Below are 19,686 nucleotides of genomic sequence, written 5' to 3'. Positions count from 1 at the left end.
GCAATGGACCGCCGTGCCCCACGGGCACAGGGCACGACGGTGTACCCCTCGGATCAGGGGGGTCAGGGAGCGGGCTGTCGCAGTACGGCGACCTCCCGCGGCGGCAGGACGAGCGAACCGTCGGCCTCCGCGCGGCCGACCAGCACGTCCCCGGCGAGCCCGGGCAGCGGCACCGGCTCGTCGGTCCGGTTGACCAGGAAGAGATAACGGCTGCCGCTGCCGCTTCGTACGGCCAACTCGACGCGTCCTCGGGCGACTTCGGGCAGCTCGCTCTCCACGCCTGCGTGGGCGAGGAGCCCCGGGAGGAGACCGGTGAGGCCGTCCGCTCCGAGCCGGGTGGAGATGTACGCGGCCGAACCCCCGCCCACCGCACGGCGGGTGATCGCGGGGCGCCCGGCGTACGTACCGCTGCGGTAGTGGGCCAGCACTTCCGCCTCGGGGTCGGTGACGCTGATCCGGTCGGTCCACAGGGTGCCCGTGGCGGCGCCGTCGAGTTCGACCGATTCGCCGTCGAGCAGCGGACCGAACTCCTCGATGCGGATGCCGAGCAGGTCGCGCAGGGCTCCCGGGTAACCGCCGAGCCAGATGTGGTCGTTCTCGTCGACGACGCCGGAGAAGTACGTGGTGACCAGGTGGCCGCCGTGCTCGACGTACCGCGTGAGTTCCTTGGCCAGCGCCGCGGGGACCATGTGCAGGACGGGTGCGATCAGCAGGTCGTAGCGGCCGAGGTCGGCCTGAGCGGTGACGACGTCGGCCCGGACGCCGAGGGCGAGGAGGGCGGAGTACCAGTCGAGCCCCTCCCGGCGGTAGTCGAGGAGGTCGGTGGGGTGGGAGTCCTGCTCACTCGCCCACCACGACTCCCAGTCGAAGACGATTCCGACGCGGGCCGGCTCACGCTCGGTCCCGGCGACCGGAGCCAGCGTCCGCAGGGTCTGCCCGAGGCCGGTCACGGCACGGAAGACCTCGCTGTCCGATCCGGCGTGCGGCACCATCGCCGAGTGGTACTTCTCGGCGCCGGCCGCCGACTGGCGCCACTGGAAGAAGCACACGGCGTCGGCGCCGTGCGCGACGTGCACCAGCGAGTCACGGGCCAGGTCGCCCGGCCGCTTGGCCACGTTGACGGGCTGCCAGTTGACGGCGCTCGTGGAGTGCTCCATCAGGAACCACGGACGTCCGCCGGAGATGCCGCTGACGAGGTTGGCGGAGAAGGACAGCTCGTCCCGGTCCTGGGGGCCGGGCATGACGTAGTGGTCGTTGGAGACGAAGTCGATCTCGCCTGCCCAGTCGGCGTAGTTCATCCCCTTAGTACCGCCCATCACCATGAAGTTCGTGGTGACCGGAACCCCGGGCGTGATCTCGCGCAGCAGGTCCCGCTCCACGCGCAGATGCTCCTTCAGCGCGTCGGAGGAGAAGCGCTTGAAGTCCAGCTGCTGCGTGGGGTTCGGGTGGGAGGCGGCAAGACGGGGCGGCAGTATCTGCCCCCAGTCGCTGTACTTCTGGGACCAGAACGCGGTGCCCCAGGCGTGGTTGAGGCCTTCGAGCGTGGTGTAGCGGGCGCGCAGCCAGTCGCGGAAGGCGCGGGCCGCGTCGTCGGAGTAGTCGTAGACGTTGTGGCAGCCCAGCTCGTTGGAGACGTGCCAGGCCACCAGCGCGGGATGGTTCGCGTACCGCTCGGCCATCTTCCGCACCAGGCGCAGCGCGTGGGTGCGGAAGACGGGCGAGGTGGGGCGCCAGTGCTGCCGCGCCCCCGGCCACACCGTCTCACCGGAGGCGGTCACCGGGAGGATCTCCGGGTGTGCCGTGGTGAGCCAGGGCGGCGGGGACGCGGTGGCGGTGGCCAGATCGACCCCTATGCCGCCCGCGTGCAGCAGGTCCATGACCTCGTCGAGCCACCCGAAGTCCCACTCGTCCTGGGCCGGCTGGATGCGGGCCCAGGAGAAGATCCCCACGGAGACGACGTTGACGCCGGCCTCGCGCATCAGCCGTACGTCCTCCTCCCACACCTCACGAGGCCACTGCTCGGGGTTGTAGTCGGCGCCGTAGGCGAGGCGGGGGGTGTCACCGTCCGGCCCGTGCAGCTGGGACAGGAGGGTGGAGATCATGGTGGTCCTTCCGGTGTGTCGCGCGAGGGAGGCGTGAGGGAGTACCTCGGCTACTCGACGGTGAAGCCCTGTTCCTTGCCGTACTTGATGGAGGCGTCCTGCCAGGTCTTCAGGCCGTCGATGAGCTTGGTGTCGGAGACGTACGCCTTGCCGACGGTGTCGTTGAAGATCGAGTTGGCGTACTGCTGGAAGGGCAGGTACGACCAGTCGTCGGCGACGTTGGCGGCGGAGTCGGCGAAGATCTCGTTGGCCTTCTGGCCGCCGAAGTACTCGAACTCCTTGTTGAGGAACGCGGAGTTCTGGAGCTCCGCGGTGGTCGCCGGGAAGGCGCCCTCGTCGATGCGGGTCTGCACGCCGGCGCCGGAGTTGGCGTACTCGACGAAGGCGTAGGCGAGTTCCTTGTTCTTGCCCAGCGTGGGCAGGGTCAGGGAGCTGCCGCCGTTCTCCGCGCTCGCCTTGTCGCCCTTGGTCCACTGCGGCATCGGGGCCGCGCGCCAGTCACCGGCGGCGTTCGGCACGCCGGTCACGAAGTTGGCGGGCATCCAGGCGCCGGTGGTGAGGGTGGCGATGGTGCCGTCGCCGAGACCCTTGTACCAGTCGTCGGTCCAGCCGTTGATCGGCGAGACGAGCTTCTCGTCGATGAGCTGCTGCCAGGTGTCGGTGTACTTCTTGGCGCCCGCGTCGTCGAAGTTGACGGTCACCTTGGTGCCGTCGACCTTGTAGGGACGCGAACCGGCCTGCCACAGCATGCTGGTGGTGAAGCCGGCGTCGCCGGCGTCGTTGGCGATGTAGACCTTGGGGTCGGCCTTGTGCAGCTTGCGGGCCGCCTCGACGTACTCGTCCCAGGTGGTCGGGACCGCGATCTTGTACTTGTCGAAGATCTTCTTGTTGTAGAACATCGCCATGGGGCCCGAGTCCATCGGCAGGCCGTAGACCTTGTCACCGTCGCTCACGGCGTTCCACGGACCCGGGGTGTACTTGGAGGCGAGCTTGTCGGCTCCGTAGGGGGCCAGGTCGCTGAGGCCCTTGGTGAGGGAGTACTGGCTCAGCGCGAAGTACTCGACCTGTGCGACGTCGGGCACGCCCTTCCCGGCCGAGATGGCGTTCGACAGCGCGGTGTAGTGCTTGTCGCCGGACCGCTCGCTGACGAGGTTGATCTTGACCTTGGGGTACTTCTTCTCGAAGTCGGCGGCGACCGACTTGAGCGTGGGCTCCCAGGCCCAGACCGTGACTGTGCCGCCCTTCTTGAGGGCCGCCTGGATGTCCGAGGCGGAGACCGGCCCCGTGCCGGAGCTGTCGTCGTCGGAGCCGCCGCACGCGGTCGCACCCAGGGCGAGGACGGAGAGGAGGGCCATGCCGCGCATCAGGCGGCGAGTTGTTCTGCGCATGGAGGTGCTTCCACTTCTTTGTGGGCGGGACAGGGTGAGGGTGAATGAGGTGGGGCTGAGGGTGTGGGGCTTGAGGGTGGGCTATTCCTTGACGCTTCCGGCGGCGAGCCCGGACTGCCAGTACCTCTGCAGCAGCAGGAACGCGACGATCAGCGGCACGATGGTGAGCAGCGAACCGGTGATCACCAGGTTGAAGATCACGTCACCGCCGATCGTCTGGGCCTGGTTGTTCCAGGCGTCCAGGCCCAGGGTCAGGGGGTACCAGTTCGGGTCCTTGAGCATGATCAGCGGCAGGAAGTAGTTGTTCCAGGTCGCGACCGTGGTGAACAGCAGCACGGTCACGGTGCCGGGGGCGAGCAGCGGCATGGCGACCTGGAAGAAGGTGCGCACCTCGCTCGCTCCGTCGATGCGGGCGGCCTCGAGGAGTTCGACGGGGATGGCCTCGGTCGCGAAGACCCACATGAGGTACAGGCCGAAGGGTGAGACGAGCGAGGGGATGATCACCGCCCACGGCGTATCGGTCAGCCCCATCTTGCTGAACATCAGGAAGGTGGGTACCGCGAGGGCGGTTCCCGGGACGGCGACGGCACCGATGACCACGGCGAAGACGGCGCGCTTTCCGGGGAAGTCGAACTTCGCCAGCGCGTAGCCGCCCAGGATCGCCAGGAGGGTCGCGCCGCCGGCGCCGAGAACGACGTACAGCAGGGTGTTCAGCAGCCAGCGGACGAAGATGCCGTCGTGGTACGTGAACGTCTGGCTGATGTTGTCCCAGAGGGCGAAGTCACTGCTGAACCACAGTCCGGAGGAGTCGGCCAGCCCTTCCTGGGTCTTGGTGGCGCTGATGACCAGCCACACCAGGGGCACCACGGTGTAGAGCAGGATCAGGCCGGTGAGGACGGTCAGCAGCACGCTGCGCTTGCGGCGCCCGGGAGTGTGCTTGCGGGGTGTGCGGAGTCGGGGCGCGCCCTTGGCCGAACCGGCGGCCGGGGCGGATGCGGACTGGGAGGCGGTGGTGACAGGGCTGCTCATCGTTCACGCTCCCTTGCGCATGCCGCGGAGCTGCACGACGTACGCGATGACCATGGTGATCAGGCCCATGATGATGGCGACCGCCGCGGAGTAGTTGTGCTGCTGGCCGTTGAAGGACAGCGAGTACGTGTAGAAGTTCGGGGTGAAGTCCGTAGTGATGGCGTTTCGCGCCAGCGGCCGCAGGATGCTCGGCTCGTTGAAGAGCTGGAAGCTGCCGATGATCGAGAAGATCGTCGCGATGACGAGGGCGCCGCGGATGGCGGGGAGCTTGATGGCGGTGATGATGCGGAATTGCCCGGCGCCGTCGATCTCCGCCGCCTCGTAGAGGGAGTTCGGGATGACTCGCAGCGCGGAGTAGAAGATCAGCATGTTGTAGCCGACGAACTCCCAGGTGACGATGTTGCCGATCGACGCCAGGACCAGGTCGGTCGAGAGCGGGTCGGGCATGGTGACGTCGAAGGCCGAGTTGATGTCGCCCACCAGGCCGTACTTCGTGCCGTACATGAAGCCCCACATCAGGGTGGCGACCACGGCGGGCACGGCGTACGGCAGGAAGATCGTGATGCGGAAGAAGTCCGTGCCGTAGAGGCGGCCGCTGTCCAGTGCGAGGGCGAGCAGCAGGGCGATGCCGAGCATGATCGGCACCTGTACGGCCAGGAAGAGCGCCACCCGGGTGAGGGAGGACCAGAACTGGTCGTCCTGCAGGGCCTGTTGGTAGTTGTCCAGGCCGACGAAGCTCGTGCCGCCGATCAGTTGGTCCCTGAAGAGGCTGAGGTAGATCGAGTACACGATCGGCGCCAGGAACACGAGGGCGAACACCGCCACGAAGGGGCCGATGAACCCCCACCCCGTCCAGGAACGGCGGTCCCGTTTCGACGGCGGTCGGTCGTGTGGTGTTGCCGCCGCAGGGGGCTGAAGCGTCGTCATGTCGTTCCTCGCTCGTCCATCTCGGAACCGGCGTCGCACGGCGCCGCGATGTTTGCGTAAACATCTCCCTCCGGGATGAGCCGTGGGCTGTTATGTTTACGTAAACATCTGATGGCGGCATGTCTACACTGCCCCAATGTCGGTGGTCAAGAGTCGTCTGATGTAACGGCAATTGCGACCTGGGTAACAAGGGAGACAGGTGGATACCGCGGACAGCGCCTCGGCGAGTACGGAGCGGATACGCGTGCGTGCGGAGCAGCGGCCCGGGCGTCGCACCCAGAGGGTGTCCATGGCCGACGTCGCCCAGCTGGCAGGCGTCTCCTCGCAGACCGTCTCCCGGGTGTCCAACGGCTACGCGGGCGTCAACGAAGAGACCCGGCGACAGGTGCTCGCCGCCATGAAGGAGCTGGGCTACCGGCCCAACAGCGCCGCCCGGGCCCTCAAGCGCGGCGAATTCCGCACCATCGGCGTCATCACCTTCAACCTCTCCACCACGGGCAACATGCGCACCCTGGAGGCGATCGCCACCTCCGCGGCGCAGGAGGGCTACGCCGTCACGCTCCTGCCCGTCGCCGTGCCCACCCAGGACGAGGTGCGCGGCGCCTTCTCCCGGCTGGGCGAGCTCGCCGTCGACGCCGTCATCGCCATCATGGAGGTGCACCTCCTGGACGCGGCGACCATCTCCTTGCCGCCCCACGTCCAGGTCGTGGTCGCCGACTCGGACGCCGGTGACCGCTACAGCGTGGTCGACACCGACCAGGCCGGGGGAGCGCGTGCGGCCGTACGGCACCTCCTGGACCTCGGGCACGGCACGATCTGGCATCTCGCCGGCCCCGAGGAGTCCTTCGCGGCGCAACGCCGTGAGGATGCCTGGCGCGCCGGACTCACCGAGGCGGGCTGTGTGCCGCCACCCGTCGTGCGGGGCGACTGGTCGGCGGAGTCCGGCTATCGCGCGGGACTGCGGCTCGCCGACGAGCAGTCCTGTACGGCGGTTTTCGCCGCCAACGACCAGATGGCACTGGGCCTCTTGCGGGCCTTGCACGAGCGCGGCCGGAGAATCCCCGAAGACGTCAGCGTCATCGGCTTCGACGACATCCCCGAGGCCGGCTCCTTCCTGCCTCCCCTGACCACCGTCCACCAGGACTTCGCCGAAGTGGGACGCCTGTGCGTCGAGGGTGTCCTGCGGCGGATGCGGCACAAGGGGGCGGAGCACGGCACCACGCTCGTACCCACGAAACTCGTGGTGCGCGACAGCACCGCACCGGCTCCTTAGTGTCGGGTGCGCTGTCCTGACGTTGAAGTGACGCTCGTGGTAGTCGTTTTGATGGAGTGTCAGGAAATTCGGGGCCCCTGTCAGCGCCGCCGTTCTGCCGCCGCGGTGAGCCTGGCGTTCGCGCTGCCGCCCAACATCTGAACGTGGTCGTTGCCCGGTCGCCCATCGCCGCGAGGGCGGTGGCCGGTCGGGGCGTCGCCATGTCACGAGCCTCTTCAGCTGTGCCGGACAGTGTCCGCCGCCTCCGGTAAAGAGCCCGTCATGAAATACGCGTCACCTACCTTGACACCATACCTACTAAGAAGGTTTCTTGGTCTCAAGGCGACCGGACGTGCAGAGGGGACATTCCGCAACGGGACCGCGGAAGTGCCTCGCTTCGGCCGATCGCACACATCCTTCACGCCCCGCTCCGCACCAGCCCGTCGATCGGGCGGTCGTGCACGGCTGGGCATCGGATCAGGGAGGGCCGCGATGAAGATCGCACCGTTCGACGAGAACGCGTTCAAGATGGACCATCCCCGGGGAACGGTCTCGTTCAACTACCTGCTCATGGGCGACCGGAGCAAGCCCATGGACAACTACCGCTACATCCTGGGCCGCCAGGAGGCCGACTTCCTGATGCCCCGGCACTGCCACACCTTCGAGCAGATCCGCCTGCCGCTGGTCGGCGACATGAACCTGGGCGAGCAGGGCATCCTGCGCGAGGGCGAGGTCGGCTACTTCCCCGAGGGCCAGACCTACGGCCCGCAGGACGACCCGCTGACCGATCCCAAGCAACTGCAGCTCGTCCTGCAGTTCGCCGGGGCCTCCGCGCTCGGCATGGGCGCCGGCCGCGGACGCGGCCCGGACAACAAGGAGGCCCAGGCCGAACAGCGCGCGGTACGCGAGCAGCGGTTCCCCAAGCCGCGCTACAACGGCGTCGTGATCAGCAACCCGGACCACTACAACTGGCTCCCGGTGACCGGCTGGACCGGCGTCAAGCACAAGCCCATCGGCACCTACACCGAGCGGCAGTTCTGGATCGAGTTCCTCAAGATCGACGCCGGCGCCGAATGGGTCTCCACCAGCGAGGACGCCAAGCGGCTGATCGTGGTGCTGTCCGGTACCGGCGCGGCGGAGGGCACCGAGGTCGGGAAGCTGGGTGCGGTGGACGCCGATCCCGGGGAGAAGGTCCGCTTCGCGGCCACCGAGGAGCTGATCCTGTTCACCATCGGCCTGCCCCCGATCCAGCAGCCCGTCGAGCCCGACGACGACAAGTTCGTCGTCTCCCTCACCGACGGCGGCATCCGGTTCGAGAACGCCAAGGACGCCGCCGACGGCTGAGCCCGGCCGTACGCCGACACGGGCCTAGCGCGCCGCCCGCTCTCACCGTCCCCGGTGCGGAGCCACCCTCCGATGTGGCGAGCGGCCACTTCCCTCGGCGCGCACGTCGAGAGGGCGCCTCGGACTCCACACGAGGAGTGCCCCCGCCCCACCTGCTCCATCCGATCACTCCCTCACCGGCAAGACATCACCGGCAAGACAAAGGAGCGACAGACATGAGTGGACTCAGCACGACCCAGGCTTCGGAAATCGTGGACGCGGCACTGAGCCACGCACGTGAGCTGGGCCTGCGTCCCCTGACGGTCACCGTGCTCGACCCGGGCGGGCACCCGAAGGTCGTCAAGCGCGAGGACGGTGCGGGCATCCTGCGCCCGCAGATCGCCCACGCCAAGGCATGGGGCTCCCTGGGCACCGGCCAGGGCGGCGCCGTCGGAGCCCGCCATGCCACCCGCGACCCGGCCTTCTTCGCCGCGCTGGCCTCGATCTCCGAGGGGCGGATCGCCTCCTCCAAGGGCGGTGTGCTGATCCGGGACGAGCACGGCGAACTGCTCGGTGCGGTCGGCGTCAGTGGCGACCGGCCCGACAACGACGAGGCCGTCGCCGTCTTCGGAGTGGAGAAGGCCGGCCTGGTCGCCGACGCGGGCTGACCGCGCTGCCCCGACCGGGGCGCCCCGTACCCCCACGGCATCGCACTCGCCGTACAGCCAATCGCTTTCGGCGGAGTCGAGAACTTCCAACCGCCTCTTGCTCGGCCCACAGGGCAGCACTGGCTTCCACGACCGGCACTTTCAGGAGATTTGCCGCAGGTCGGGGGCCCTGAATTCTTCGAATTGATTCGTTCGGCTAGGCGGAATCCACGAAATCGGTGGCGGGACGGCCGCCGAATATTCGTACGCCCCGACGGCTGGACGTGGACGCGATGCGGATCGAAGAATTCCGGACCAAGCCGTGTGAGAGTCCGAGAGCCGCGAGACCGGGACCTGCAGAGTCGCGAGATAGGGACCTGAAATGAACAACCGAAGCAGCGTCGCTTCATCGAAAGCACTGTCCGGCACCGCGAGACGGCGCATGGGCGGGATCACGGCGGCGATCGCGCTGACCGCGGCCGCGGGCTGCGCCGGCAACACCAACCCCGGCGCAGGCGAACAGATCACCGTGTCGGTCTCCATAGCGGCGCCGGCGAACGCCCCGATCTTCCTTGCCGACGAACTCGGATATTTCGAGGACGAAGGACTCGACGTCAAGGTGCAGATCATTGCGAACGCCAGCCTGCAGATCGCTGCCGGAAAGGTGCAGTACGGCGCCGTCAACACCTCCACGGTGATCCAGGCGGCGGCGCAGGACACGAAACTGCAGCAGGTCTGTGTGACGCAGGTGGACCCCTCCTACATCCTCGCGGTGAGCGATGTGGCATGGGAGCGGAACAACATGAACGACTCCATGTCGCTCAAGGAGATGCTGGCGGCCCTGGAGGGCGAGAACATCACGGCGATAGGTGGCCGCACCGTCAATCCCGGTGCGAAGTTGCTGGAGAGCCTGCTGAAGAAGGAGGGCCTCCCCGCGGAGTCGATCGGCGTGCTCTCGCAGGCCAGCACCGCGGCATCGACGGCCGCGTTCCAGAAGGGCCAGGTGGGTCTGGTCTTCCAGCCGCAGCCGATCCCCGACCAGGTTCTTTCGGTGGCGCCCGGCCGCATCATCTACGACACCGGGAGTTCCGACCTGTTCTCCGAACTGGACGGGGTCTCCTGGTCGGGAATCGGTTCCTCGAAGACCTACGCCGCCGAGCATCCCGACATCAGCGAGAAGATCTGCAACGCCATCGGCAAGGCCAACAACTACCTGGACGAGAAGCCCGAAGAAGCCGCGAAGACCCTGCACAAGGACATGAACTCGTTCGACGAGGACGTCCTCGCGGACAGCATGGAGACCTACAAGTGGGCCAAGGACGCGGCCATGAGCGAGGAGCAGTTCGCGAAGAGCGTCGAAGTCCTCGCGAAACTCGGCATGTTCGAGCAGCCGTCCGCCGAAGTGGTCGACGGTGCCTACACGTCGGACTACCAGAAGTGAACCGGTGCGGAACGTCCGCACAGTCTGTGCTGACGCCGGGACAGGGACGAGTCGGAGGAAATGATGCAGGATCTCGGTACTGAGCGGCCGGCGGTGATCCTCGGGGATCTCACGCACCGGTTCGTGACTCCGGGTGGGGAGATGATGGACGTCCTCCGGGACGTGTCCGTCACGGTCCGCGAGAAAGAGTTCTTCACGGTCGTAGGACCCAGTGGGTGCGGAAAGAGCACCTTGCTGAACATTGCGTCCGGTCTGCTCCAGCCGACCGACGGGACCATACGGTGCCTCAAGGGCGACCGGGAGTTGCAGAAGCTGGAGATCGGATACATCACCCAGGACTCCAATCTCTTCCCCTGGTTCACCGTGATCGAGAACATCATGATGCCGCTGGAGATCCGCAAGGTTCCCAAGCAGGAGCGGGTCGAGCGCGCCAGGGAATGGATCAAGATCGTCGGCCTGGAAGGCTTCGAGAACCACTATCCGCGGCAGCTCTCCGGCGGTATGCAGAAACGCTGCTCCATCGCCCGCACCATGGTCTACGAGCCCGAAGTACTGCTCATGGACGAACCCTTCGGCGCGCTCGACGCGATCACGAAGCAGACGATGCAGAAGACCGTTCTGGACCTGTGGCAGCGGCGGCAGACCTCGGTCATCTTCATCACCCACGACCTGACCGAGGCGATCGCCCTCTCGGACCGTGTCGCGGTCATGACGGGCCGCCCCGGCCGGATCCGGCAGACGGTCGACATTCCCCTCGCACGGCCCAGGGACGTCTACAACATCACCGGTCAGACGGGTTTTCAGGAACTGCGGCAGGAACTGTGGAGCCTGCTCGAAACCGACATCGAGACCGATCTCAAGGCCTGAGGAGAAGGAGAGCACGATGGCTGTCATCGGCGATCAGGAGCCACTCAGCATGCGACGGGGCCGGGTGGTCCGGCCGAAGAGTTCCAAGGGGCGTCCGCGCGGACGCCACGGCACGAAGATCATGCTCGGGCAGTTCGGCATCGTGCTGCTGTTCCTGGGGGTCTGGCAGCTCCTCAGCGGCCGGGTGATCGACTACTTCCTCATCAGCAACCCGGTCGACGTCGTGGTCAAGCTGTACAACGTCCTCGGGGACAGTGCGATGCACGGCCACATCATGGCCACCGCCCAGGAGTTGGTGCTGGGGTGGGCGCTCGGCGCGTCCGCGGGCGCCGTGGTGGGCTGGGCGCTCGGCGCGGTCAAGACCGCCGGCGAGATCATGGAGCCGATCCTCAACGCGATCAACGGGATCCCCAAGGTCGCCCTCGCACCGATGATGCTGCTCTGGTTCGGCCTCGGCATGGGCTCGAAGATCGCGATCGCCAGCATGATCGTGTTCTTCCTCGTCTTCTTCAACGTCTACGCGGGCATGCGCAATGTGCCGAAACCGCTGGTCGAGGTGGCCCGCGCCATGGGTGCGTCGCGCATGTTCGTGGTGCGCAAGGTGGTTCTGCCCTCCGTCAGCGTTCCGCTGTTCGCCGGGCTGAAGGCAGGTGTGTCGTTCGCGATGATCGGCGTCATCGCCGGCGAGTTCATCTCGGCCGACAAGGGCCTCGGCTACTACTCCATGACCTCGACCCAGCAGTTCGACCCGTCCGGACTGTTCGCCGCGCTGGTGATCATCGTGGCGATGGTGGTGCTCGGGAGCTCGCTCATCGGTGTCTTCGAGCGCCGGGCGCTGAAGTGGCAGCGCGACTGACCGGATCACGCGGCTGAGGGAGCCCGGGGGCCGTGGAACGGCTCACCGGGCTCCGACAGGGCCCGTAGGGAAGAACACCAAGACACTTGGAGAGGGTCGTATGCCTTCCTGGGCGCCGAGTTGCGGGGGCGCGGAGTGAGCGGCCGCGGCATCGTCGTCAAGCAGACGACGGCCGTCAGCGTGGTCTACGTCGCCGCTGTCTTCCTCAACGTGATGGACACGACGATCGTCAACGTCGCCCTGCCGAGCGTCGGCCGCGCGTTCTCGGTCCCGTCCACCTCCGTCGACGCCGTCTCCATCTCCTACCTGGTCAGCCTCGCGGTGTTCATTCCGGCCTCCGGCTGGCTCGGTGACCGGTTCGGCGGGAAGCGGATCCTGCTGACGGCCCTAGCGGTGTTCACGCTCGGGTCGGCGCTGTCCGGGCTCGCGACGAGCCTCGGTGAACTCATCGCCTTCAGGCTGCTCCAGGGAGCGGGCGGCGGCATGCTCGTGCCGGTCGGCATGGCCATGATGCTGCGCAGTTTCCCGCCGGGGGAGCGCGTTCGCGTCTTCGCCGTACTCAGCATGGCGAACGCCGTCGCCCCGACGATCGGTCCGTCGCTCGGCGGCCTGCTGGTGACGGAGTTGTCGTGGCGCTGGGTGTTCTTCGTCAATGTCCCGGTGGGCTGCGCCGCGCTGGTGTTCGGTGCGCTGTTCCTCCGCAACTCCGTCGAGCGGGAGCCGGGACGGTTCGACCTCCTGGGGTTCCTGCTCGCGGCGGCGGGTCTGGGCCTGGCGATGTACGGGCTGTCGCAGGGACCCGATCTGGGGTGGACGGCCCGTCCTGTGCTGGTCGGCCTGGTGGCCGGTGCGGCGCTGCTGGGAGTTCTGGTGGTCGTCGAGTTGCGTTCCCGCGCGCCGCTGATCGACATCCGGCTGTTCCAGGACCGGCTGTTCCGCTCGGGGAGCGTCGTCATGGCACTGGAATCGGTCGCGTTCCTCGGGGTGATCTACACGGTGTCGCTGTACCTCCAGGACGGGCGGGGACTCAGCCCGCTGGCCTCCGGCCTGAGCATCCTGCCGCAGGCCCTGGGCGTCATGACCGGCTCCCAGGTCGCCAGCCGGTTGCTGTACCGGCGGCTCGGACCGCGCCGGCACCTTGTCGTCGGCGTGCTCGGGTCGAGCCTGTCCATGGCGTTGCTGGCGGTGTTGAGCGTCCACGGCCCCCTGTGGCAGGTGTGGGTGGTCCTCTACCTCGTGGGTTTCGGGGTGGGCCAGGTGTTCGTGGCGACCCAGGCGGCGTCCTTCGCGACGGTCTCGGCCGCCGCGTCCGGACGGGCGGCGACGCTGTTCAACGCCGGTCGCAGGCTCGGCGGTGCGGTGGGCATCGCCGTGGCGACCACCGCCCTCGTTCTCGTGGGCGTGGACTCGCCCGCCGACGGACAGCCGGCCGGAGACGGCGCCGCCTACCGGGTGGGGTTCCTCGTCGCTGCGGCGGTCAACCTGCTTGCCCTGCGGGCGGCTTGGGTGGTCCGCGACGCCGATGCGGCGAGCACCATACCCGAGGCGCGTCGGCGGCGCCCACGCCGAGCCCGGTCGGGGTGAAGGACAGCCGGGACCGCGCGTGACCTCCGCTTCGGTGGGCAGGTAGGAAACCAATTTCCTATGGGATTGCGAGTATTGAGCCTCGGTTCGATGGTGCGGGCAGCCGTGTCGGGCCGCACGGTCGAAACTCTCTGGACGTGCGGTAACCGCCCCCGAAAGCCCTCAAGTCGCCGACTTTTGTCGGATGTCTTGACGCGGATCAGTGCCTGAAGGAGCATCGCTGCGCAAATATCCTATGGAATTCGGGTGGAGTTGTGACGTCATACCTCCGTATTGGACCCTTCTTGTCCGGTACTGTCGCCGCAGCGGTGCTCGCCGGTGCCTTGACGGGATGCACCCTGAAGAACTCCGGGGAGCCGGCCGCCGGGAGCACGGCCACCGCGGCGGGCACGGGGAACGGGTCGGCCGAACTGGCCGACGGGTCCGCCGTCAAGGTCGCGCTCGTCCCCGGTGGCGCTCACCCGTACTTCCAGGTGTGGAAGACAACGGGTGCCGTCGCGGAGAAGGAGTACGGGCTCGGGGACCTGACGTTCAACGAGACCGCCGAGTGGGACCAGCAGAAGCAGAACAACCTGCTGTCCACGCTCGCGGCTCGCGGGTACAACGCGTTCGGCGTCTTCGGTGTCTCGCCGACCGACATCAACAGCACCTTCGCCGACCTCAAGTCGCAGGGTTTCGCGGTGGCTTCACTCGCCTCGTGCCCAGCCGGTGACGTGAACGAGGCGGACTTCTGTCTGTCCACCGATGTCGAGGTCGCGGCCTACCGGGCCACCCAAGCGGCGATCAAGGCCATGGGCGGCAAAGGCTCCCTGGTCCACCTGACCGGCAACAACGTCGACGCCAACACCCAACTCCGGATCAAGGGCGTGGCGAAGGCGGTGGACGAGACGAAGGGGAAGGTCAAACTCCTCCAGACGGTCACCGACATCGACAAGGACCTGCAGACCGCGCAGAAGGCGGTGTCCGACCTGCTGGCCGCCAAGGGCAACGAGATCCAGGGCATCGTCACCACCGCGTACAACCCCGCGGTCGCCGCGGCCGGAGCGGTCCAGAGTTCGGGATCGAAGGCGAAGGTCGTGGCCATCGACGACGACGCCAAGATCATCAGTGCGATCAAGGACGGCTCGGTCAGCGCCACGGTCGTGCAGAACCCGGTGGGGCAGGCGGACGTGGGCACTTGGGCGCTCGCTCTGCTGCAGAGCAAGCAGTGCGTGATGCGTGATCCGGGCGTGGTCGTCGACTCCGGATCCTTCGTGGTCACCAAGGCGAATGTCGCCGACTACGACAAGGAGCAGGAGAGCAAGACCGACGACCTCAAGAAGCAGTTCGCCGACGAGCTCCTCAACTGCGGCTGACCCGAACGCCGCCACGCACACGCTGCGCCGACACGGCCACCGCCGCCACGCACACACCGCGCCAACACGGCCGCCGACCACAGCCATTGACCAGGGAGACCCGGACACCCCCATGAGCATCATCACGACCGCCACGGCCAGGCTGGCCGACATCCCCGTGGAGCAGAACCGCACCGACGCCGTCCAGGCGTTCATCAAGCAGGAGACGATATTCGTCGACCTCGCCACCGACGACGGCCTGGCCGGCATGGGCTACAGCTACACCATCGGCACCGGCGGCTCCTCGGTCCTCGCGCTGCTCAACGACCATCTGCTCCCCGCCCTGCCCGGGCAGGACGCCCGTAACGTCGAGGCCCTGTGGCAGCGGCTGTTCGCCCGGACCCGGGCGACCGCCGTCGGAGCCATCACCTCGCTGGCCCTCGCCGCGGTCGACACCGCCCTGTGGGACCTGCGATGCAAGCGGGCCGGCGAGCCCCTTTGGCGGCTGGCGGGCGGCCACCGCCAGGAGATACCGCTGTACGACACCGAAGGCGGCTGGCTGCATCTGAGCACCGAGGACCTGGTCAAGTCGGCCGTGGCGGCCCGCGACGCCGGGTGGGCCGGCGTCAAGATCAAGGTGGGCAAGCCGCACCCGGCGGAGGACGTCGAACGGCTGCGCGCGGTCCGCGAGGCCGTCGGGTCCGCGCTGCACATCATGACGGACGCCAACCAGTCCCAGACGCTGTCCTCGGCCGTGCGACTGGCCTCGGCGCTCGAACCCCATGGACCGTTCTGGTTCGAGGAACCGATGCCGGCGGACGACGTGAGCGGCCACGCGCGCCTCGCCCGCGCCACCAACGTACCGATCGCGGTGGGGGAGACCCTCTACTCGCTGGGGCAGTTCCGCCAGTACCTGGAGGCCGGAGCGGCCTCCGTGGTGCAGGTCGACGCGGCCCGCGTCGGCGGCATCACCCCCTGGCTGAAGGTCGCCCACCTGGCAGAGGCGTACAACGTCATGGTCTGCCCGCACTTCCTGATGGAACTGCACGTGAGCCTCGCGGCGGCCGTGCCCAACGGCATGTACGTCGAGTACATCCCGCAGCTGAGGGCCGTCACCCGCACCGAACTGACCGTGCGCGACGGGCGAGCGGTGGCGTCGGACGAGCCGGGCATCGGCATCGACTGGGACCACGACGCGATAGACGACCGGAGGGTGGCATGACCACGACCTCATCGCCACCCGCGGACACCGACCGGCCTCCGGTGTCACAGCGCAAGACTCCCCGTCGGCGCATCCTGGCCCCTCAGCAACTGGGCCTGCTCGCGCTCACCGTCGCGCTCGTCGTCCTCTTCGGCCTGCTGCGCCCGGCCTTCTTCGACGCCAGACTCGTCCTCTTCCCGCTGCTGCGCGACATCTCGACCCTGACCGTGGTGGCACTGGCCCAGATGGTGGTCCTGTCCGTCGGACACATGAACCTGGCCGTGGGCCGCATGGCCGCGTTCGGCGCCCTGTTCGCCGGGTTCGGCTACGACCGGCTCGGACTGCCGCTGCCCGTGGGCCTGTTGGTCTGCCTCCTGGCGGGAGCCCTGATCGGCGCCGTGACCGGATGGATCATCGCCCGCACCGGCGTGAGCTCCTTCGTGGTGACGCTCGCCATGGACTTCGCCCTCCTCGGGCTGGTGTCCCTGCTGTACTCCTCGCTCACCGACAACGCCGCCTTCACCAGCACACCGTCCGGGATGACGGAGCTTCGCCAGTACTCGCTCGCCGACATCTGCGTCGGTCCCGTCTGCGGCTCACCGGCGATTCCGCAGATGGCCCAGTTCACCGTCCTGGCCCTCGTCGGGCTCGGCTTCCTCTACCGCTACACCCGTACCGGCAGGGAACTCCTGCTGACGGGTGCGAATCCGGCCGCCGCGGAACTGTCCGGCATCCCCACCGCCCGCCGCGTCATCACGGCCCACATGCTGTCGGGTCTGCTGGCCGCGCTCGCCGGGTTCATGGCCGCCGTCAGCACGGGAACCTTCCGCGCCTCCATCGGGGACGACTTCATGCTGCCGTCGTTCCTCGGCGCCGTCCTCGGCGGCACGCTGCTCACCGGCGGCGTCGTCTCGGTCATCGGCGCTCTGCTGGGCACCTCGCTGGTCGGCGTCATCCGCAAGGGCCTCGACCTGCTCGGCGTGGGGCTGGAGAGCCTCAACATCTACCTCGGCTGTGTGCTGCTCCTTGCCCTGTCCGCCGACCGGGTGCGCCACATCGTCAGCTACCGAAAGGTGGTGCGCTCGACATGACGACCCCCACAACTCCCCGTGCCTGGAAGGCCGAAGCCCTCGCCTCGCTGCGACGCTTCTCCCGCTCCACCTCCCTGACCCTGCTCTGCGTCGTCGTGGCCGGGTACATCGGTCTGGGTGTGGCGTCCTCCGGCTCGTTCTTCGAAGGCAACTCGGTCCGCACCTTCCTGCAGTACCTGGCGACCCCCATCCTCATCGGTCTCGCGCAGATGGTCTGCCTGTGCGTCGGACAGCTCAACCTCGCGGTCGGCGCCCTGGGCGGATTCACCGCCTGCGCCATGGGCGTTCTCATGGCCGACTCCGGTGTGCCGGCCGGCCTGGCCGTCGCGATCGGCGTGCTGATGGCCACGGCGATCGGCGCTCTCACCGGTGTGTTCATCGTGGTCACCCGTATCAACGGGTTCATCGTCACGCTCGGCACCATGACCATCCTGCTGGGCGCGCAGTACCGGCTGGCCGGGACCCGTACCGTCGACGGCTACTCCGCCACCCTGCGTGATCTGGGCACGGCCGCACCCGCGAACATCCCGCTCGTCCTCGTCACGGCACTGGTCGTGGCCGCCCTCCTCGCCGTGTTCATGCACCGGGGCATCGCGGGACGGCGACTGCTCGCGGCGGGCGGCAATCCGCTGGCCGCGCGGCTCTCGGGCATCTCCACCGACCGTCAGATCGTCCTGGCCCACACGCTGTCCGGCCTGCTGATCGGAGTGGCCGCGCTGATCGCGACCGCGTCGCTGCCCGGCGTCAACCGCAGTGTCGGCGGCGACTGGCTCCTCCCCAGCTTCGCCGCCCCCATCATCGGCGGTGTGGCCCTGACCGGCGGGTCGGTGGCGGTTCTCGGGACCGTACTTGCCGCCTTCGTCATGCGGCTCATCGACAGCGCACGTGCCGAGTTCTCGCTGGACCCGAGCTGGGTCAAGTTCCTGATCGGCGTCGTCGTCCTCGCCACGGTCGTCGGCGGCCGCCTCCACCAGTCGCACCTCAGCACCGCACGCCCGCACCAGGACGGGAAACCGCCCACGCCCCCCGACAAACGGGCGGCGCCCGCCACCACCCTGCCGAGCACCGGGGGTGCCCAGTGAGCGACGTACTGCTGGAGTGCGAGGACATCGTCAAGGTCTTCCCCGGGGTGCGCGCCCTCGACCAGGTGGCCCTGCGCCTGAAGGCGGGAACCGTGCACGCCCTTCTCGGGGAGAACGGCGCTGGCAAATCGACCCTGATCAAGGTACTGACGGGGGTTCACGCCCCGGACGGCGGCCGTCTGCTGCTGCGCGGCGACGAGGTGCATCTGCGGACCCCGCTGGACGCCACCCGGGCCGGCATCGGCGTGGTGCACCAGGAGCGCAACCTGATCCCCGCCTTCTCCGTGGCGGAGAACATCACGCTCCTGAAACCCCCCTCACGCCGCGGGCTCATCGACCGCGCGGCCATGACCGGCCCGGTGGAACAGTGTCTCCGGGAGGTCGGGCTCGACCTGGACCCGCACACGGTCGTCAGCGAACTCTCCGTCGCCCAGCAGCAGTTGGTCGAGATCGCCAAGGCGCTCCACACCGACAGCCGGGTACTCCTGCTGGACGAACCCACCGCGTCCCTCTCGCCCCAGGAAGCCGAGCGGCTATTCGAGGTGATCCGGCGGCTGACGGAACGGGGCACCTGCGTCGTCTTCGTCAGCCACAAACTGGAGGAGGTGTTCGCGGTCTGCGACACCGTCACCGTGCTGCGCGACGGGCATTCCGTACTGCGGTCGGCGCCGCTCGCCGAGCACACGCACGACGAGATCGTGAGTCTGATGGTGGGCCGCACCCACGAGGCCTCCGAGCTCTCTCCGCGGACGGTGGACCCGGCCGCGGTGCCGGCGCTCTCCCTCACGGGCGTGGCCACCGCGGCAGGCCACACCGACATCGGTCTCGAGGTGAGACCCGGAGAAATCGTCGGGCTGTACGGTCTCGTCGGCGCCGGCCGCAGCGAACTGGTCCGGGCCGTCCTCGGCCTCGAACGCGTCACGGCCGGAGAGGTCCGTGTTTTCGGCGAGTCGGCGAGGATCTCCTCCCCACGGCAGGCGCTCCACGAGTACGGCATCGGCTATCTCACCGAGAACCGCAAGGAGGAAGGCGTCTTCCTCGAACAGCCGATCCTGCGGAACATCACCGTCACCGTGTGGAAGAAGCTGGCGCAGGCCCTCGGGTACGTCTCCGACAAGCGCGAGAGAAGCGTCGCCGAAGACCTCGTGGAACGGCTCGGCATCCGCATCGCCTCACTGGAGCAGAACGCCGGTGAACTCTCCGGCGGCAACCAGCAGAAGGTCAGCCTCGCCAAGTGGCTGGCGGCGGACACCCGGCTGCTCGTCGTCGACGAACCGACCGTCGGTGTCGACGTCCGCACCAAGCACGCCTTCCACGAACTGATCTGGGAGCTCGCCCGTGACGGCCTGCCCATCCTGCTGATCAGCAGCGACCTCGGAGAGATGGTGACGCTGGCCGACCGCATCGTCGTCATGGCGGACTACCGGATCCGCGGAGAGACCAGGAACGAACACGACTACGAGCGGATGAGCGGCCAGGTCATCCGCCTCATCCACGGACAGGGGAACGAACCGCTCGACTCGGGCCGCAGTGTGCAAACCCCTATATGATTCTCAGGCATT

The 19,686-nt window shown here is 68.0% G+C and carries 16 protein-coding genes; 12 read left to right on the top strand and 4 right to left on the bottom strand.

The window, feature by feature from the left end; translation table 11 throughout:
* Positions 1-62: 62 nt before the first annotated feature.
* The 4 genes from OG219_RS06810 to OG219_RS06795 form a co-directional block, all read right to left on the bottom strand.
* Positions 63-2,102 carry a beta-galactosidase gene (locus OG219_RS06810; RefSeq protein WP_266823899.1) on the bottom strand — a complete coding sequence of 680 codons (2,040 nt, stop codon included), beginning with the start codon at positions 2,100-2,102 and terminating at the stop codon, positions 63-65.
* A gap of 50 nt (positions 2,103-2,152) precedes the next feature.
* Positions 2,153-3,490, bottom strand: coding sequence for an ABC transporter substrate-binding protein (locus OG219_RS06805; protein ID WP_266823897.1), 1,338 nt, complete (start codon positions 3,488-3,490; stop codon positions 2,153-2,155).
* Positions 3,491-3,571: 81 nt separating this feature from the next.
* Positions 3,572-4,519, bottom strand: coding sequence for a carbohydrate ABC transporter permease (locus OG219_RS06800; protein ID WP_266823895.1), 948 nt, complete (start codon positions 4,517-4,519; stop codon positions 3,572-3,574).
* Positions 4,520-4,522: 3 nt separating this feature from the next.
* Complete coding sequence (locus tag OG219_RS06795) at positions 4,523-5,446, bottom strand: carbohydrate ABC transporter permease (protein WP_266823893.1); 924 nt, start codon at positions 5,444-5,446, stop codon at positions 4,523-4,525.
* Positions 5,447-5,645: 199 nt separating this feature from the next.
* Between OG219_RS06795 and OG219_RS06790 the strand changes: the two genes are divergently transcribed.
* From OG219_RS06790 to OG219_RS06735, 12 genes are all read left to right on the top strand, one after another.
* The gene (locus tag OG219_RS06790; RefSeq protein ID WP_266823891.1) at positions 5,646-6,719 is read left to right on the top strand and encodes a LacI family DNA-binding transcriptional regulator; all 1,074 of its coding nucleotides are present in this window, start codon (positions 5,646-5,648) and stop codon (positions 6,717-6,719) included.
* A gap of 471 nt (positions 6,720-7,190) precedes the next feature.
* Positions 7,191-8,042, top strand: coding sequence for a hypothetical protein (locus tag OG219_RS06785; protein ID WP_266823889.1), 852 nt, complete (start codon positions 7,191-7,193; stop codon positions 8,040-8,042).
* A gap of 215 nt (positions 8,043-8,257) precedes the next feature.
* Positions 8,258-8,689 carry a heme-binding protein gene (locus OG219_RS06780; RefSeq protein ID WP_266823887.1) on the top strand — a complete coding sequence of 144 codons (432 nt, stop codon included), beginning with the start codon at positions 8,258-8,260 and terminating at the stop codon, positions 8,687-8,689.
* A 361-nt stretch (positions 8,690-9,050) separates the two neighbouring features.
* Positions 9,051-10,109, top strand: coding sequence for an ABC transporter substrate-binding protein (locus OG219_RS06775; protein ID WP_266823886.1), 1,059 nt, complete (start codon positions 9,051-9,053; stop codon positions 10,107-10,109).
* A gap of 60 nt (positions 10,110-10,169) precedes the next feature.
* On the top strand, positions 10,170-10,976 hold the full coding sequence (locus OG219_RS06770; RefSeq protein ID WP_266823884.1) for an ABC transporter ATP-binding protein: 807 nt from the start codon (positions 10,170-10,172) through the stop codon (positions 10,974-10,976).
* Between the two features lie 16 nt (positions 10,977-10,992).
* Entirely contained in the window at positions 10,993-11,832 is an 840-nt protein-coding gene (locus OG219_RS06765) for an ABC transporter permease (protein WP_266823882.1), read from the top strand.
* A 135-nt stretch (positions 11,833-11,967) separates the two neighbouring features.
* Complete coding sequence (locus OG219_RS06760) at positions 11,968-13,416, top strand: MDR family MFS transporter (RefSeq protein ID WP_266823880.1); 1,449 nt, start codon at positions 11,968-11,970, stop codon at positions 13,414-13,416.
* Between the two features lie 284 nt (positions 13,417-13,700).
* Positions 13,701-14,771 carry a substrate-binding domain-containing protein gene (locus OG219_RS06755; protein WP_266823878.1) on the top strand — a complete coding sequence of 357 codons (1,071 nt, stop codon included), beginning with the start codon at positions 13,701-13,703 and terminating at the stop codon, positions 14,769-14,771.
* A gap of 112 nt (positions 14,772-14,883) precedes the next feature.
* Positions 14,884-15,972 (top strand): mandelate racemase/muconate lactonizing enzyme family protein, encoded by a 1,089-nt coding sequence (locus OG219_RS06750; protein ID WP_266823876.1) that lies wholly within the window; start codon positions 14,884-14,886, stop codon positions 15,970-15,972.
* Positions 15,969-17,042 (top strand): ABC transporter permease, encoded by a 1,074-nt coding sequence (locus OG219_RS06745; RefSeq protein ID WP_266823874.1) that lies wholly within the window; start codon positions 15,969-15,971, stop codon positions 17,040-17,042. Before OG219_RS06750 ends, OG219_RS06745 begins: the two co-directional genes overlap by 4 nt.
* A complete protein-coding gene (locus OG219_RS06740) occupies positions 17,039-18,124 on the top strand; it encodes an ABC transporter permease (RefSeq protein ID WP_266823872.1) in 1,086 nt (361 codons plus the stop codon). Before OG219_RS06745 ends, OG219_RS06740 begins: the two co-directional genes overlap by 4 nt.
* A complete protein-coding gene (locus tag OG219_RS06735) occupies positions 18,121-19,674 on the top strand; it encodes a sugar ABC transporter ATP-binding protein (protein ID WP_266823870.1) in 1,554 nt (517 codons plus the stop codon). Before OG219_RS06740 ends, OG219_RS06735 begins: the two co-directional genes overlap by 4 nt.
* Positions 19,675-19,686: the final 12 nt, after the last annotated feature.

The sequence above is a fragment of the Streptomyces sp. NBC_00038 genome (genome assembly GCF_026343635.1).
GTDB lineage: Bacteria > Actinomycetota > Actinomycetes > Streptomycetales > Streptomycetaceae > Streptomyces.
This window is presented reverse-complemented; position numbering and strand designations above follow the sequence as displayed.

Bases quoted from the DNA above. Each gene is read 5' to 3' on its own strand.
- OG219_RS06810 (WP_266823899.1), bottom strand. From the start codon at position 2,102: ATGATCTCCACCCTCCTGTCCCAGCTGCACGGGCCGGACGGTGACACC.
- OG219_RS06805 (WP_266823897.1), bottom strand. From the start codon at position 3,490: ATGCGCAGAACAACTCGCCGCCTGATGCGCGGCATGGCCCTCCTCTCC.
- OG219_RS06800 (WP_266823895.1), bottom strand. From the start codon at position 4,519: ATGAGCAGCCCTGTCACCACCGCCTCCCAGTCCGCATCCGCCCCGGCC.
- OG219_RS06795 (WP_266823893.1), bottom strand. From the start codon at position 5,446: ATGACGACGCTTCAGCCCCCTGCGGCGGCAACACCACACGACCGACCG.
- OG219_RS06785 (WP_266823889.1), top strand. From the start codon at position 7,191: ATGAAGATCGCACCGTTCGACGAGAACGCGTTCAAGATGGACCATCCC.
- OG219_RS06780 (WP_266823887.1), top strand. From the start codon at position 8,258: ATGAGTGGACTCAGCACGACCCAGGCTTCGGAAATCGTGGACGCGGCA.
- OG219_RS06775 (WP_266823886.1), top strand. From the start codon at position 9,051: ATGAACAACCGAAGCAGCGTCGCTTCATCGAAAGCACTGTCCGGCACC.
- OG219_RS06770 (WP_266823884.1), top strand. From the start codon at position 10,170: ATGATGCAGGATCTCGGTACTGAGCGGCCGGCGGTGATCCTCGGGGAT.
- OG219_RS06765 (WP_266823882.1), top strand. From the start codon at position 10,993: ATGGCTGTCATCGGCGATCAGGAGCCACTCAGCATGCGACGGGGCCGG.
- OG219_RS06750 (WP_266823876.1), top strand. From the start codon at position 14,884: ATGAGCATCATCACGACCGCCACGGCCAGGCTGGCCGACATCCCCGTG.
- OG219_RS06745 (WP_266823874.1), top strand. From the start codon at position 15,969: ATGACCACGACCTCATCGCCACCCGCGGACACCGACCGGCCTCCGGTG.
- OG219_RS06740 (WP_266823872.1), top strand. From the start codon at position 17,039: ATGACGACCCCCACAACTCCCCGTGCCTGGAAGGCCGAAGCCCTCGCC.